16 protein-coding genes are annotated in these 15,318 nt (G+C 58.9%); 8 read left to right on the forward strand and 8 right to left on the reverse strand.

Annotation, left to right across the window (positions count from 1 at the left end; translation table 11 throughout):
- Positions 1-282: 282 nt before the first annotated feature.
- Both ACD578_RS03855 and ACD578_RS03860 read right to left on the reverse strand, forming a co-directional pair.
- Positions 283-648, reverse strand: a complete 366-nt coding sequence (locus ACD578_RS03855; protein WP_404291028.1) for a GlsB/YeaQ/YmgE family stress response membrane protein — start codon at positions 646-648, stop codon at positions 283-285.
- Between the two features lie 80 nt (positions 649-728).
- On the reverse strand, positions 729-1,187 hold the full coding sequence (locus tag ACD578_RS03860; RefSeq protein WP_404291030.1) for a hypothetical protein: 459 nt from the start codon (positions 1,185-1,187) through the stop codon (positions 729-731).
- Between the two features lie 168 nt (positions 1,188-1,355).
- Between ACD578_RS03860 and ACD578_RS03865 the strand changes: the two genes are divergently transcribed.
- The 3 genes from ACD578_RS03865 (at position 1,356) to ACD578_RS03875 (ending at position 4,378) form a co-directional block, all read left to right on the forward strand.
- Complete coding sequence (locus ACD578_RS03865; protein ID WP_404291033.1) at positions 1,356-3,554, forward strand: ATP-dependent RecD-like DNA helicase; 2,199 nt, start codon at positions 1,356-1,358, stop codon at positions 3,552-3,554.
- Positions 3,555-3,606: 52 nt separating this feature from the next.
- Positions 3,607-3,804 (forward strand): hypothetical protein, encoded by a 198-nt coding sequence (locus ACD578_RS03870; protein WP_404291035.1) that lies wholly within the window; start codon positions 3,607-3,609, stop codon positions 3,802-3,804.
- 154 nt (positions 3,805-3,958) lie between these two features.
- Positions 3,959-4,378, forward strand: coding sequence for a hypothetical protein (locus tag ACD578_RS03875; RefSeq protein WP_404291037.1), 420 nt, complete (start codon positions 3,959-3,961; stop codon positions 4,376-4,378).
- Positions 4,379-4,578: 200 nt separating this feature from the next.
- Here ACD578_RS03875 and ACD578_RS03880 read toward each other — a convergent pair whose 3' ends face one another.
- The 4 genes from ACD578_RS03880 to ACD578_RS03895 all read right to left on the reverse strand — a co-directional run bounded on the left by ACD578_RS03880 (position 4,579) and on the right by ACD578_RS03895 (position 8,674).
- Positions 4,579-6,420 (reverse strand): adenylate/guanylate cyclase domain-containing protein, encoded by a 1,842-nt coding sequence (locus ACD578_RS03880; RefSeq protein WP_404291039.1) that lies wholly within the window; start codon positions 6,418-6,420, stop codon positions 4,579-4,581.
- Between the two features lie 112 nt (positions 6,421-6,532).
- Positions 6,533-7,327 carry a class I SAM-dependent methyltransferase gene (locus tag ACD578_RS03885; protein ID WP_404291041.1) on the reverse strand — a complete coding sequence of 265 codons (795 nt, stop codon included), beginning with the start codon at positions 7,325-7,327 and terminating at the stop codon, positions 6,533-6,535.
- A 230-nt stretch (positions 7,328-7,557) separates the two neighbouring features.
- A complete protein-coding gene (locus tag ACD578_RS03890) occupies positions 7,558-8,100 on the reverse strand; it encodes a YqhA family protein (protein WP_404291043.1) in 543 nt (180 codons plus the stop codon).
- Between the two features lie 295 nt (positions 8,101-8,395).
- Positions 8,396-8,674 (reverse strand): hypothetical protein, encoded by a 279-nt coding sequence (locus ACD578_RS03895; protein ID WP_404291045.1) that lies wholly within the window; start codon positions 8,672-8,674, stop codon positions 8,396-8,398.
- A gap of 745 nt (positions 8,675-9,419) precedes the next feature.
- On the opposite strand from ACD578_RS03895, the gene ACD578_RS03900 reads away from it, so the two are divergent.
- The 4 genes from ACD578_RS03900 to ACD578_RS03915 all read left to right on the forward strand — a co-directional run bounded on the left by ACD578_RS03900 (position 9,420) and on the right by ACD578_RS03915 (position 12,833).
- Entirely contained in the window at positions 9,420-9,650 is a 231-nt protein-coding gene (locus tag ACD578_RS03900) for a hypothetical protein (RefSeq protein ID WP_404291047.1), read from the forward strand.
- A complete protein-coding gene (locus ACD578_RS03905; RefSeq protein ID WP_404291049.1) occupies positions 9,640-10,185 on the forward strand; it encodes a sigma-70 family RNA polymerase sigma factor in 546 nt (181 codons plus the stop codon). The genes ACD578_RS03900 and ACD578_RS03905 overlap by 11 nt, the downstream gene beginning before the upstream one ends.
- 881 nt (positions 10,186-11,066) lie before the next feature.
- A complete protein-coding gene (locus ACD578_RS03910) occupies positions 11,067-11,594 on the forward strand; it encodes a response regulator (RefSeq protein ID WP_404291051.1) in 528 nt (175 codons plus the stop codon).
- Between the two features lie 99 nt (positions 11,595-11,693).
- Positions 11,694-12,833: a sensor histidine kinase gene (locus ACD578_RS03915; RefSeq protein ID WP_404291053.1), complete on the forward strand. Its 1,140-nt coding sequence runs from the start codon at positions 11,694-11,696 to the stop codon at positions 12,831-12,833.
- A 384-nt stretch (positions 12,834-13,217) separates the two neighbouring features.
- Here the strand turns inward: ACD578_RS03915 and ACD578_RS03920 are convergent, their stop codons facing one another.
- Both ACD578_RS03920 and ACD578_RS03925 read right to left on the reverse strand, forming a co-directional pair.
- A complete protein-coding gene (locus ACD578_RS03920) occupies positions 13,218-13,622 on the reverse strand; it encodes a PRC-barrel domain-containing protein (RefSeq protein WP_404291055.1) in 405 nt (134 codons plus the stop codon).
- A gap of 152 nt (positions 13,623-13,774) precedes the next feature.
- Entirely contained in the window at positions 13,775-14,374 is a 600-nt protein-coding gene (locus ACD578_RS03925; protein WP_404291057.1) for a hypothetical protein, read from the reverse strand.
- A 377-nt stretch (positions 14,375-14,751) separates the two neighbouring features.
- On the opposite strand from ACD578_RS03925, the gene ACD578_RS03930 reads away from it, so the two are divergent.
- The gene (locus tag ACD578_RS03930) at positions 14,752-14,979 is read left to right on the forward strand and encodes a hypothetical protein (RefSeq protein WP_404291059.1); all 228 of its coding nucleotides are present in this window, start codon (positions 14,752-14,754) and stop codon (positions 14,977-14,979) included.
- Positions 14,980-15,318: the final 339 nt, after the last annotated feature.

Consider the following 15,318-nt stretch of genomic DNA (forward strand, 5'->3'; position numbering starts at 1 on the left):
TCCAATCTTGTCGATCCCGCAGTGCCTCGACGGTCTCCTATTCCTGCGCCGCCTACGGGAATTCGATCCGATGTATTCACTTACTGTATCCACCTATGGCCGGGAAAGAAAAAGGGCGGCTCTGGAGCCGCCCGGTTGCTCGGAAATCAAGCCACCTGAGTGCGCTTGGTGATGTGAGCGCGGCAGGCTGCGGCTGATACCATTGAAATGGTGCCTGCTTCGGTGAGCTTGGTTGTCTCGGGCTTGGCCTGTCGTGCGCCTTGTGGCAGGCGGAAATGCCTCTCAGCCGATGATGCGGGCGAGGACGACGACGATCATCGCCCCTATGGTTGCGGTCGCAATCCGGCTGGCGGTCTGATTGCGGATGCCGAGGTCAATTCCAAAGCGCTCCAGAAGAAAGCCGCCGACGAGCGATCCGGCAAGTCCGGTGACCACGTAATGGAGGAGGCCAGAGCCGCCCACAAGCCAGCTTGCCAGCCAGCCTGCCACGACACCGACCCCAACCTGGGCAGCGATGGCTCGCTTGTCCAGGGCGTTCAGTGCCTCCCGATCAACGCTGATGCGGATCGGCAGCCAAGCGCTGGGTGGCTCAGGTGCCTTGCGCCTGCCTCGCGTTCCGCCTGGGTTGCTCTTTGAAGTTTTTGCCATGCGTTCGATATGGATAGTCGGGAAGAGACTATCCAGGAGCTTCAATGGGAGAACCGTAGACCGACCGGCTTCTCCGATCATCAGGACAGCAAGGGCTGAGGTGATCCCCGTAGGTCTGCCCCTGTGGCCCTATTGCTCGGTGAGTGGACCTTTGCTCCAGCTTTCAGTTTCGCGTTCTCGACCCGGAGCGCATCGACCTTCTCCACATGCTCCCGATTAGCGCGGGTCAGTTCCTTGATCTCACCCTTCAGGTCAGCAATCTCAACTTTGAGTTCCTCGCGTTCGGCAGCGAGGCCATCCTCGTGTTTGGCCTGAGCTTGTAGCTCACGAATCTGCTGCTTCTGATCCGCGACCTTCTCTTGCAGCTTCCTGATCTGCTGCTCAGCTTTTGCGAGCAGCCGCTTCATATCCTTTGCCTGCTGCTCGGCTTCGCTCGTCTCAGTGAGCTTTCGGTCTGATCCGGTGCGAATCATGTTCTGGTGGACCTCTCTTGATCTATGCCTCGAAAAGAACAAACATAGAACATACATCAGGGTCAAGTCACGCTTTGACCTCCTGTGTCTTCCTTCGAGCTTGCTGAGAGCCGTCCGCGAGGCCGGTACTGACAGTCTTGGATGGAAGGGGATGGGAGCGAAGGAGCACCACCTCGTCAGCAGCGCCATCCAGCGATAAAGTCGAAGAGGCTGGGAATCCTCCCAGCAGGCACCATGAATCAGATGTTCCGACCCGCACAGGCTGATCAGAGACCTGTCCTGGAGACCCTCGCAGGCACCATCGAGCGTGTCACCTTCCACAATGCCGAGAATGGCTTTGCTGTCGTGAAGGTCCAAACCCGTGGAAAGCGTGATCTCGTCACAGTCGTTGGCCACTCACCGGCTGTCTCGGCAGGTGAATGGATCACGGCCAGCGGCCTCTGGATCAGCGACCGAGATCATGGCCTCCAGTTTAAGGCCGAGGTCCTGAAGACCACGCCGCCGACCGGAGTGGAAGGGATCGAAAAGTACCTTGCCTCGGGCCAGATGCGCGGCATCGGACCAGCCATGGCCAAGCGCATCGTTGCCGCCTTTGGGGTGGACACCTTTGAGATCATCGAAGCCAGTCCTGAGCGCCTGACCGAGGTGCCGGGGATCGGACCCATGCGGGCCTCCCGGATTGTCTCGGGCTGGGCTGAACAGAAGGCGGTGCGGGAAATCATGATTTTCTTGCATGCGCACGGCGTTGGAACGGCCCGAGCGGTGCGCATCTTCAAGACCTACGGCTATGAGTCCGTCCAGGTCATGACCGAGGACCCATACAGGTTGGCGAAGGACGTGCGCGGTATCGGCTTCCGGACAGCCGATGCCATTGCGGCCAAGCTCGGGATGGAGAAGACCGCGCCTCAGCGCATTCGGGCCGGTATCTCGTTCGCGCTTCAGACCGCCACCGACGAGGGCCATTGCGCCCTGCCGGTCGAGGCTCTCACCCGGCTGGCGGAACAACTGCTTGAGGTGGACGCAGCCCTGATCCGCTCGGCAATCTCCGAAGAGCTTGCAAAAGGAGAGGTCGTCTCGGACACAATCGGTGACGAGACCTGTCTGTTCCTCAAAGGGCTTCATCTGGCCGAGCAAGCCATCGCCTCCCGCCTCGCTGAGCGCGGGTCTGGTCCGCCGCCCTGGCCAGAGATCGACCTCGACAAAGCCATTCCCTGGGTGGAGGGCCGCACAGGCAAGACCCTGGCAGCCTCCCAGCGCGAGGCGCTCAAGCTGGTGCTCGTCTCAAAGGTAGCGGTGGTGACCGGTGGCCCAGGTGTCGGCAAGACAACCCTGCTGGATACCATCCTGCGCCTGCTCGTCGCCAAAGGGGTCCGGGTTGCGCTGGCGGCCCCTACAGGACGCGCGGCTAAGCGTATGACGGAGCAGACCGGACTAGAGGCCAAGACCATCCACCGGCTCCTGGAGATCGATCCCAAGCACGGCGGCTTCTCACGCACGGAGGATAACCCGCTCGACTGCGACCTGCTGGTCGTGGACGAAACCAGCATGGTCGATGTGCCACTGATGAACGCCCTGACCAAGGCCATACCGCCCCATGCGGGCCTGCTGCTGGTTGGGGATGTGGACCAGTTGCCATCGGTTGGTTCCGGGCAGGTGCTGGCTGATATCATCGCCTCGGGCCGCATCCCCGTTGCTCGCCTAACCGAAGTGTTTCGGCAGGCGGCTGAGAGCCGGATCGTGGTGAATGCCCACCGCATCAACAAGGGCCAGATGCCCGAGCCGCCCAAGGCTGGCGAAGAGAGCGACTTCTACTTCATCGAGATCGGTGACCCCGAAGAAGGTGTGCCGAAGATCATTCAGATGATCAAGGAGCGGATGCCGCGCCGGTTCGGCCTTGATCCGATGAAGGACATCCAGGTGCTCTGCCCGATGAACCGGGGTGTGCTCGGAGCGCGCAACCTCAACATCCAGCTTCAAGAGGTGCTCAACCCCAACCCTCCTACTAAGGTGGAGCGGTTTGGCTGGCGCTTCTCGCCCGGTGACCGAGTGATGGAGACGCAGAACGACTATGACCGGGAGGTTTTTAACGGCGACCTCGGCACCGTGGTGCGGATTGATGACGAAGAAGGTGCCTTGATCGCGTCCTTCGATGGCCGGGAGGTGTCGTATCCGTTCGGCGAACTCGACACCCTGGTACCCGCCTATGCCACGACGATCCATAAGTCGCAGGGCTCGGAGTATCCCGCCGTCATCATCCCGGTTGTGACGCAGCACTTCACAATGTTGGCTCGGAATCTGCTCTACACGGGCGTGACACGGGGCAAGCGTCTGGTGGTGTTGGTAGGGCAAAGGAAAGCGGTGGCGATGGCTGTGCGCGGTGGGAACATGAAGCGCCGCTGGACCAAGTTGCGGGAGTGGCTTTCGGCCTCTTGAACACCCAAGCTTCGACCTCCACATCGCCGCCGTAACCACCCGGAGGTCATTGATGAGCCGAAAATCGCGTGGCTGGATCATGCCCGAACCAGAGATCACCTCTATGCTGAAACTGATTGAGGAGAGGATACGTTCGCGCGAGATCGACGTGCGTCACCGCGATACACTAATCCGGCTCCGAACTATTCTGGAAAACGATCTGACCGCGTATCGCCCTGACGTATCCGAAGAACAGGCACTGGGTCAGTAGATAGCGGCCCAGCCCCAGACTCGAACACACGGATAGCAGTATCCGACGCCCACCATCACGTCTTGGATCGCGAGCTTCGAAATGTCCTCGGCCTCAATGATGAGGCTCGCAAAGCGGCGCATCTGCCTACGGGTATTTGGTCGGAACTGCGCTCTTGATCCGCGCGTTTGATCCGATCATGGGAGTTGCCTTTATGAAGAAGCAAATTTTTGTCGGTATGATTGCACTGCTTACTCTGGGTGCTGTCCCGGAGGCAGCGCAGGCTCAACCCGGTGGGTGCCTGAAATACGGTGCCGGTGGTGCCGTCGCGGGTCATTTTGCCGGTGGTCATCGCTGGAAAGGTGCGGCAGCAGGCTGCGCTCTTGGCTACTTCCGCCGGAAACAATGGGAACGGCAGCAGGTTCAGCGCCAACGGTTTGACCGTGATCGCTATGAACGTCGTCGGTATGATGAGCCTCCGGTTGTCCGTCGCCAGCAGCGCGAATGGGACCCGAACGAGACCGGTAGTATTCGCCGTCCGCAGCGCGACTTCGAAAGCGACGGTAATTTTCTTCGTCGTGACAGGGCCTACTGAGCTAGTCAGTGCCGCACTCGGTCGTTGGTGCGGCGCTGCATCTTGTTCGAATGCGTGTGTGCCTCCACTCGATCTCTTCTATTTATCAAATCACATCCTGTAGCCGGAACGCAAATATAAAGCCTTACTGGAATTGCGCCCATCGGGGCTCGGTCCTGCACCAGAGGGTAACAGGGTAGTTCGGCGCTCCCGAGCACCGTTCATGGTTTCGGCGGCTCATCCCCAGTCTGATGAACTGCCGTCTCAATCTCTCCAGCCCAGGCGGAATTGAATCTGGCGATGCTCTGGATGAGATCGCCGCCAGAGTCGCGGACCTGAAGCTCCATGACGGCAGATCGAGCCTGCTGTAGATCGCCAAGCGCCCTACAGCACAACACAACCAGTTTAAGAGCAGCGTGCCAGTGCGGGCGCAGCGACAGCGCTCGCCGAGCCGTGCTGAGTGCCTGTTGAGGCTCAGCCGCGAAGTGATAGGCCAATGCCAGAAGCAACAGCCAACTGAAGTTCTGTGGGTCATAGGGTGAAAGCCGAAGCCCATGCTCCAGAGGATCAATGGCCTCCTTGGGCTTCCCCGCATACAAGTGCGCGGCTCCAAGGACGAGGTACCCGAGAGCAAAGCTGTGGCTCAAAGAGACGGCGCGTTGCGCCGCCTGGATGGCTGTCTCAAACGCGCCTGAAAAGGTATGAGTGATGGCGACTGCATAATGTGAGTAGGGGTTCCGCTCGTCTAGCTGAACGGCCTTGAGACTAGCTGCCATCCCGTCCCGCAAGTTCGTATCAGGATCGTTACTCCAGCCGTATGCGGCAAATCCAGCCTCGACCCGTGCCAACCAGATGTACCCATCCGCTGAGTTAGGCTCGATCTCAATCGCGTTCAGAAAATGGGCGCGCGCACTGCTATGCGATTCCGGCTTGATCTTGTGGAACTCCCACATGCCGCGCCGAACCAAGTCCCAAGCCGTTAGGCTTTGGTGGCGCTCAGCACCCCTCTGCCCCTCTTTTTTGAGAAGCTCGGGCTCGATGGCTCCAGTGACCTCTTCGGCGATCTGATCTTGGAGCACGAGGATATCGCCGATGTCGCGGTCATACCGTTCGGCCCAAATCGAGCCGCCGGTCTCCGCTTCGGTGAGTTGGGCTGAGACACGGACGTGATCGCCACCCCGACGTACGCTGCCGCTCAGGATGTAACGAACCCCTAAGCGGCGGGCGACCTGATCAGTCTCTATGGCCTTGCCTTTGAAGGCGAAGGACGAGTTGCGAGCCGTGACGAACAGCCAGCGAGTCTTCGTCAAGGCCGTGATGATGTCGTCCGTAATGCCGTCAGCGAAGTACTCTTGCTCGGGATCGCCACTCAGGTTGGTAAAGGGAAGAGCCGCGATAGAAGGCTTGTCAGTGTGGTTCGGAGTCGGTCGGGCTGCCTTCGGCTCACGAGACGATATCTCCGCAGGTTTGAGAGCATAGACGTGTATGGGCCGTGCAATGTTCTTGAGACGATGCTCGCCCCGGTCCTCGAATGGCAGCGACAGTTTGCCCTCAAGTTCATCGAACACCTTTCCCGAGATGCAGATGCCGCCAGGATCAGCAATACTCTCAAGGCGGACGGCAATGTTCACGCTATCTCCGAGGATGTCGCCATCTTCAGTGATGACAATATCGCCCAGATTGATACCCATCCGTAATTGGACAGCTTGATCTCCGGATTGCGGCTCAACCCATTGGGCGATCCCAGTCTGAGCTTCGACAGCGCAGAGGACAGCCTCGACCGGACTGGCGAACTCCAGGAGTGCTCCATCGCCCATGGTCTTCACTATCCGTCCTCGATGCCTGGAAGCGGCTGGTTCGATGATCTGCGAAAGAATGGTCCGAATAGCCGACAGGGTGCCTGCCTCATCCGCCTCCATCAGCCCCGCCGCACCTACCACGTCAGCCGCTAGTATAGCTGCGAGCCGCCGCTCAACCTTGTGCTCCTGACGATCCATGAGACCCTCGGCTGTTCTGGGTAGGATTCTGATGTGGGTTGGGGCTGGTGTCCAGCCTCGCTCCATAGGAGGATGAGCGTCCGAACGCCAAGCTTTGCTCGCGGCAACAGGTGGGCGCGGGCAGTTACGGAAGAGTTGAACCCGAGCCAGTAGGGTCAGAACGGATAGGTCCGCCACCCTACCGGCGTCCGCTCCCGATCAGGACCTCCATGTCGATTGTGAATGGCCGATCCGAGCCTGAGCCAAGGAGACCGCGCCAGACCTCCTCCCGAACGTCACGCTGTGCATCTGGGCTAAGCTGAAGATACGCTTGACCTGCGGTGCCAGCACCGCTTGCGACATGTCTAAAATAGCTGTTGAACGAAGCGAAGGCGATCCTTCGCCTTTCGCTCCGCACATCGGTTTCGCCCAAGCCCGCCTGCTCCAACAGAGCGCCGAGGCGACGTGGGTCTCCTAAAGCAAAGAGTCTACGGAGCGCCTGCGCTTTTGCTGGGAGGTGGCGGGCGATGGCGAAGCCCACCCGGAAGTACAGCGTACGCTCAGGAGCAGCGCTGGTGACGGAGACGGCGACGCACCCACCCTCGCGTACCACCCGCCGAAACTCGGACACACCGCGTGTCGGGTCGGGAAAGAACATTAGACCAAGCTGACACACCAGCGCATCAAAACTCGCATCGCGGAACGGGAGAGCCTGCCCGTCCAAAGCCATAAGGGCGACCGGTAAGCTCCGAAGGTTCCGTCGCGCTTTCTCCAGCATCGCACAGGAGAGATCGCCGCCAACGACGTACCCTGCTGGTCCGACCACTTCAGCACAGGAGAGGGCAGCCGCTCCCGTGCCGGTCGCCACGTCGAGGACGCGGTGGCCGGGGGCAAGTGCGGCGGCTTGGACCAACGGTGGGATGAAGAGCCGGGTTACCCGCGCAAACATCCGGTCATAACCAGCAGCCCCGGCGTCGTAGGTTAGCTCCGTCACGGATCACTCCTGAACTTGTCCGACCGCCTCGTCGCGCCCCCAAGTTTATCACGAAGCAAAGGTGCTGTGGCGCTCAGCACCCGGTCTTGAGGTTTCGAATGGGCGCTGAATACCAAGGTCTCACGCTTGTTTGAGATGATCCAACGTGCCGCACAGGAACGTGACCTCCTGGAACTTTCAATGCTCGCAGACGATCAGGTGGGCGTGAACGGTTGTAGGAGGGCGGGCGATCATTTTTCAGCGACGTGCCGGGTTGTCTCGGATGTTCGCCGAGGTTGTTCGGAAGCATCCGGCTGATCATTCAGGTGCATGGTGCTAAGCAGACGGAGGGCTACCGCGATCAACACAATGGCAGTCGGTTTCACGAGCATCTCCCAGGTAACGCGGGTCTCGGCCTCCACCACGTCGGTTACGAAATCCACCACCAAGTAGACCAGGACCACCTGAATCAATGTAATCTTGATTTCTCCGAGACCCTCAATGTGCACCCACAGCGGTGCCTTGGCTCGAACGCTATTCGGGAGGTCGAAGGCAAAGCCGAAGGTGATCGCATAGGCGAACACGATCAGGACGAGGCCGAACAGGAACGCATCCGTGGCTTGCATCACTGTGGCAATGACCGACGTTTCAGTGGCGGCGCTCGACTGCACCACCATCTCCAGGGCATAGGCCAATTTCAGGCAACCCTCGAAAAACATCAGCATGGCCCCGAGTGCGGCCCCAAGAGCAGCAACCAGGGTGACCCAGCGCAGGGACAGGATAGAGTGGAGCATCTGACGGGAGAGTCCTCAGCCAGTATTGTGGTCTGGGTACAGCTTTACCATACTCGCCAGGAAATACTCGCTATCTGAGCCGGAACGATTGCGGCAGCCGCTCGACCTTGTGCTCCTGCCGATCCATCGGACCCTCGGTGGCATTCCGGAACAATTGTGCTGCCGGTCGGGCAGGGTGTCCAGTCAGGGATGATTGCCTCATCCCCGCCCACGATGCGTACCGCCTCACCAGGCCCCTGAGCGTCGGCCTTCCTCGCGCACAAACCTATTGACCGAAATCCGAGGCTAGACGTGGCTATTCATTTTGCAACGGCGGTGCAGGTGCAGCGGTTTGGTCGGGTTCCTCAAGCACGCTTGCTTCCGGCGTGAGCACAACATCTTCCTTAGACGGTCCCTCACCGGGAACCTCAACAGTCTTGCAATCCTTCAGAACCGCATTCTGTGGTTCGAGAGTGGATGCCTGTTTCAGGCAGTCATCATAGCTTGGAAACAGCTTATCCCAAGCCTGCGCGACATGTTGTTCAGTCGGGTTTGCGCTGCTGAGAATGAAGATCAAGACGTACTTCACGGCCATGGGTTGTGACCCTCCGACCTTATGGGGAGTTAAACTCGCCAGTCACATTGTCGTTCACAAGGTTGGAGTCTGAATAGGACCGTTTGTTTCCTCCCCACAGTCGGGGCACAGTCGGGGATGCCATCGCGGGGCAAGGACTGTGGCGCAGATGACGTACTGCGGTTCCCAAAGGTCTGAATCCGACTCTCACTCACCGGAAAGCCTCTCGTGCTCCTGCGTATAATGATAGATTCTGCATGAATTGTTCCGCACGCTGGGGCACAACGAGCAAGGAAATTTGCCCAGAGCCTTCGTGGGGGTAAGCATCTCGCTAAACAGGAGGAAGGAGCGAGCTTTATCGACTTCTGAGCCCTGCTACAATTGAGCCGCCAAGTGGATGACAGGCGCAGGCTAAGAGCAAAGCCCTCCAAGCAACTATCCAGCATATTTAGGAATCAGTCGGCTTTGCTAGTATTATCCAAACATGCGGACCCATCAATGCCCCGCATTCCCTTGTGCAGATGGGTCCAAGACTTACGAGATACACATTGCTCGACCCGGCGCTTGAAAGAGCAGCCGGGTTCTTTTTAGCTCAATTACCCGTCCCGTCTTCGATGGCGACATCAGACGATTTCACCGGTCCAGCCCCACTACACGTGACATTAACATAAGCTAAAAATTTGTGTTCCGCTTCCTGGAACGTCTCAGAACCTTTGCTGTTGATTGTCGTGCTCCAGCAAGAGAGCGGATTGAGAGGAAACGCCTCATGGCACCTGCTGCGGATGAAGATTGGCCCGTGGGCCAGATCATTGTCGTTCCCCATGCGTGGAGAGACGACAGTCTGTGGAAGGACATCCAAGCGGAAACACGCGACCGGATCGGGACGAATCTGCAAGCGATTTATGCTGGATTGCTCCAGCAACCGCTATCTCCTCCGCTGATGAAGCTGGCCTGTGAGATCGAGACGTGCTTGGAGACACCGCAGCATGTTGGTTGAGGGAGCGTCGCTGCGGGATGAACTGCTCGCCGCTCTCCCGAGCCTCCGTGCCTTTGCCATCTCCTTCACCAACAACCGCGACCGGGCTGACGATCTGGTGCAGGAGACGATCCTGCGCGCCTGGGCCAACATCGACAAGTTCGAACCCGGCACGAACCTCAATGCGTGGTTGTTTACGATTCTGCGCAACCTCTTCCACTCCGATTACCGCAAGCGCAAGCATGAAGTCGAGGATGCGGATGGGGCCTATGCCGCGCGGCTCAAAACGCACCCGGATCAGCAGAGCCATCTCGACTTCGAGGATTTCCGCGCGGCTCTGGCGACACTCCCCAAAGAACAGCGCGAGGCGCTTCTCCTCATTGGAGCACACGGGCTGTCCTACGAGGAGGCCGCTCAGGTGTGCAACGTGGCGGTCGGCACTGTTAAAAGTCGCGTCAATCGGGCTCGCCTGAAGCTGACCTACCTTCTGGACGTCACCAGCGAAGCTGAACTCGGACCTGACAATGTGACCAAAGCGGCACTGGCGGCGGATTAGAGTGGATGCGTTGCCTGACCTCACCGTCAAGCTCGCTTGTGCAAGGATGGTCCAAGCCTACCGTACGGGACGTAACTTGAAGCTTGGCTCTTATGGCTCCCGCTGAGATCGAGGACGATGCGAGAATACCAGTCAGCAAGGCTCATGGGCGAGCCTTTGCGGGGGATCAGAATGTGGGACGAGGTGAACTTTCACAGCAAGCCGCAATCGCACACATGGGCTGGGTACAGCATCCTCGCCGCGTCACCCATCATTGCTGTCACAGTCGCTGCAAGCGTCTAAACCGCGAGCGAGGTTCGCGCCCAGTGCGCTGCGGGTCGGCCCAAGTTGCTATTTTGGCTTTGTGCATGAGAGATGCGGGCCAATGCGGCTTCGATCCTCGGCGGCAAGGGCTGGCGGATGATATCGGCATAGAAGCTGCGGAGGTCTTCGCTGATGGTTCGCAGAAGCTCCTCATCAGAGATTAGCGATTTGCGTCTTCCACCCTCTCTCATGCTGCCCATCGCCGCCTCCAAGTCACCGTCACAGTAGAAGTAGCGGGGCGTTGAGAATGCGTTAACCATATTTGTGAGAGGCTGTGGATAGCGGGCAGAAGATCGGATTTTCTCGTGTCGCGCACTTGCCTACTTCTGACTGCGACGGGGGAGGCACAGTGCCAATACTGGCGCGGAAATCAGGCCGATTCCTCGAATGAAGCGGTAGCCAGCGCAAGAAAATACGACGCTTGCATGGAGTACATTTCGTCAGTGGCATCAACAAGCGGTCAGATGTCTTGAGCCGAGCAGGAATGGAACTCTCCGGTGGTTGCAGGATTAGTCAATCAGAGAGACCCGCTATACCCCGCATTCCCCTTGTGCAGTGGGTCCAAGACTTACGAGAGATTGCTCGACCCGGCGCTTGTGAAAGCAGCCGGGTTATTTTTTATCATCACCAGCCAGCCGCTTGGTTCATGCCGCCGACAAAACAATGCTCTCAATGGTCACGGTTGGCCGTTCAGGTCCGATTCAAATCAGATGGCCAAGGCTCATCGCATGACTAAGCTCACAGACAGCAAGCCGCTTGTCCTTGTCTTGGAAGACGAGGCTCTCATTGCCATCAACCTTCAGGATGAGTTGCAGGATGCGGGCCATGAGGTGGCGGGTCCCTTCACGGACTGCTCTGCCGCCCTGGAGTGGCTTCAGACCGCCACGCCGGATATGGCCATTCTGGATGCGACACTCAACGATGGCTCATGCCATAGCGTCGCTGTTGAGCTAAGCCGTCGTGGGGTGCCGTTCCTGATCTACTCAGGCCATCAGAAGGACCACCCGCTTCTTTCAGACTTCCACCCCATCGCCTGGATCGAGAAGCCAGTCCCACCTACGATTCTGGTTCAAGCCTGCGGGCAGCTTCTGGTCGGCTGCGACTAAACTATTCAGGGGAAATCAACGGCTTCGTTTGAACGCAAGTACACGAAGCACGTTCTCACGAGCGGTCTCAGCAGTAAGTGACTCGTGGTGAACAACAAAATGCAGCCTGCCTTGACGGAGAGTGAGCGGCTTGCAGCCCTGCGCAGCTACCGGATTCTCGACACGCCGCCAGAACCTGAATTCGACGATCTGGTCCAGCTTGCCGCTCGCGCCTGTCAGACGCCTGTTGCCTTGATCAGCCTCATCGACGAGCGCAGACAGTGGTTCAAAGCCCAGTTGGGGCTCGGCGTCCGCGAGACGCCGCTCGACCGCTCGATCTGCCTTAGCGCCATGCTTTTGCCTGGGCTGACCATCGTTCCAGACCTGACTGAAGACCCTCGGTTTGTCGACAACCCTCTGGTAACCGGGGAGCCGCACCTGCGCTTCTACGCCGGGGCTGTATTGAGAACGCCTGATGGGGTTCCCTTGGGAGCACTATGTGTACTTGACCATATGCCCCGCGACCTTACCCAGGAGCAGGCGTCCACTCTTACGATGCTGGCGTGGCAGGTGATGTCACAACTGGAACTGCGCCGTGCGATTGCCGAGCGGGATGATGTGCTGGAAGCAAATCGCACGTTTGAGCAGCGGCAATCCCTGCTGGTCAGAGAGCTTCATCACCGGGTGAAGAATACCTTGGCCACTGTCCAGGCACTCGTCGGAGCCACGCGGCGGTCCACCGGCAGCTTTGACGCGTTCTACCGCTCGTTCTCGAACCGGATCACCTCGCTTGCGAAAACTCACAACCTGCTGACCGAGGACTACTGGCAGACCGCACCCCTGCGCGAGATCGCCCTCAACGAACTCAAGCCCTTCGCCGAGAGCCGACAGCCTCGGTTCATGTTGATTGGTCCACCCGTGGAGCTATCGGCTGATCTGGCGGTTCCGGTCGGTATGGCCCTTCACGAACTGACCACGAATGCCATCTGCCATGGGGCTTTATCCGTTCCAGACGGACACGTCGAAGTCAGGTGGAGCGTCGATGAAGTGGAGGGTGTTAGAAAACTTCATCTCGAATGGAGGGAGCGTGGCGGACCTCCCGTGGGCGAGCCGCAGCACCAGGGCTTTGGCACAACGCTGCTCCAGCGGGTTCTGCCCATGCAATGCAAGGCCGAGGTGGAGGTCCAGTATGATCCGGAAGGCTTACGGTTTCGAATGCAAGCTCCCCTGATCGAGCAGCGGCTGGTGCCGACTTATTGAGGGCAGTTTCGAGGCTTCCGCCAGCAGAAATGCATCGGCAGTTACTCCGCAAACCGGACGAGGGCTCTCAGCCCGTTGATCAGAAGCTCGCGCTAATCATCTGGGAGATAGCCCTTGCAGGTGGAATCCACGAGTGCGGCAAGTTCCTCCCTGCTGGGTCGCCGCTCTCTGATTTCGCTCGCCCACATGATAATGTCCGATGCGCGGCTGGCACAGGATGGGCACTCATCGGCGATCTGGCGTGCCAGTGCAACAATGCTATCGAGCGGTGACGCTTCGGAATGATCGGGCATCTGTCACTGACCTGGAATTGGCCGACAGCCACGGGAGCGCTTCGGCTCCCATGCCTGTCTCATGCAACTTGCGAGAGGCCCTCTACTAAGCTTAGATGCCCCAATAGTATGGTGTTCTCCAGTAGTCGTGCAGTTCGCGCTCGCGCTCCCGGTCGGACCAGTCGTAGTCATCACGATCCCGGTAGAAGGTCGGTGCCCCGCGTAGCTGCTCTTCCGTGATGTCCGTGCGGTAGCCGCCCAAGCCAGTGTCGTAGGTGAGCTTGCTCCAGGGAATGGTGTGTTCGTCTTCGCCCATGCCGAGAAAGCCGCCGAAGCTCATCACGGCATACGCGACCTTGCCGCTGATCTTTTCGATCATCAGCCGCTTGATCGAGCCGAGATGGTTGCCTTGCGGATCATACACAGCCGTGCCCTCAACCCGATCACTCTCGATCAAGGGTTTGCCGGTCATCACGCCGGGAGCATTGGTGTTGGTTGTAGCATCCGTCTGAGTCATATGGCGTCTCCTCTCCGAGTTACAGAGGACCTCGATGCCCCTGATCACCTCTAATTCGCTGTGCGGCGATAAGGTGTTTGTCTGGTTAGGGTTCCGATCAGAGCCTTTGTTTGATCTCCATGTTGTGTCTATCTCCATAGCTGTTCGCAAATCTATCGACGCTCCTGGCTACGGTGTGGGGCATAGCCCCGGCCCGTTCGGCTATAATCCGGCACGTGTCTGTCCCGGTTTCGCCGCTCGCCATGGATCATCCAAGCCAGCGCATAGCCGAGGGCTCCAGCGACGACGAGCGATAGCAGAGGGCTCCCGGTGGTGTGACGGGTGACGAGCCGCTGAGCCTCACGAGCATACTGCTGAGCTTCGGGGTAGCGCTCACCGGCTTGTCGCGCATAGTTCTCGCCTTGGCGGTACACAGTCCCAGCGACCTCAGCGGCATTCCCGGCAACATCATTGAGCGCCTCCCGCACCTGATCCAGAACGTGCGCGGTTGAGTCCTGCCTCGGTTGGCTCTGCTGGTCATCCGCCGATGAGGAACTGGCTTCCTGATCAGGGCGATGAGGCTCAGGGCCTTTGGTGATGGTCACGGAAACCGGATCGCTCGTCGGGAAGGTCTCCTCGATGGCATGGTCGAGCCTTGCATCGAGGTTCTCCTGCGAGTTCTCGGGCAGCTTGCTGTCCGGGGGACACTCCGCAGACTTACCCTTCTCCTGGTCAGGAGTGGGTTGGCTGCTGATACCGGATGCGTTCACCATGCGAGCCCTCCAGGACACTCAGAGCAGGTGTGTCGGCAACCTGCACCAATTGTAACGCCAAGGCTGCGAGCACCGTTCCAGGATAGGCTTAACCTATGTGAAGACCCTGGTTGAGGAGCTATGCAGGGTAAGCGCTGCCATGTGACAAAAGTATCCTGACTGTTTGAGCACAACCTTGCTTTCCCGATCCACGGGACCACGGTGAGACCTGCCGAACGGATTGACCTAACTTTATTCGGGTAAATCAGCCTTCCCAGACCCTGCTGAAGATGTGGCTGAGGTTCGAATGAGGAAACACTCATTCACTCAGAGGGCACTTTCTGGCTTCTCACGAAATCTGTACAGTGGACGCGCCATGTCGATCGATAGGAGCCCACATGAAGAAGGCGCGTAAGCTCTACGACGGTGCAAACGGTGACCGCTGGTATTTGATCCGCGACCCTTCAGGGGCTCTGTTCATCCATCACGAGACCAATGCGGCGTCCGGAGGGCACGTGGACCATGAGGACATTGTCGCCTTCCTGAGTCGAGGCGATGGTCCGGAACAGCGGGAATTGCTGCGTCTGATCGGAACCCTTGTCGAGGAACACCCCGCCGACACGTGACCATTCCATGAAAGCGTGATTGGGTTAGTAGTCGTGAGAACGGCTTGGCGAGGCAAGTCAGCTTAGACAGCCGACGAAAGGAAGGTCAGCCTCACGGCTAGTTTCCACTCAGTTCTCGTCTCCTTCCGGCAGAGACTCGATCCGCCCGATTCTCCAAGCGCGATGACCAGATTGCCTTTCCAAAGCTTCGACCTGTCGCAGAAGCTGTGTCGCGAGTCTTGCTTCGCGCCGGAAGCCCTCATCCCCAGGGTCGCCTCCCAAGCGCGTGTGCATGTCACGCACTCTCGCTTCATGGGCTCGCCTGAGAACGCCCAATTGCTCCTGATTCAGTTCAAGCAC

Source organism: Microvirga sp. RSM25 (genome assembly GCF_044784385.1).
GTDB lineage: Bacteria > Pseudomonadota > Alphaproteobacteria > Rhizobiales > Beijerinckiaceae > Microvirga > Microvirga tunisiensis.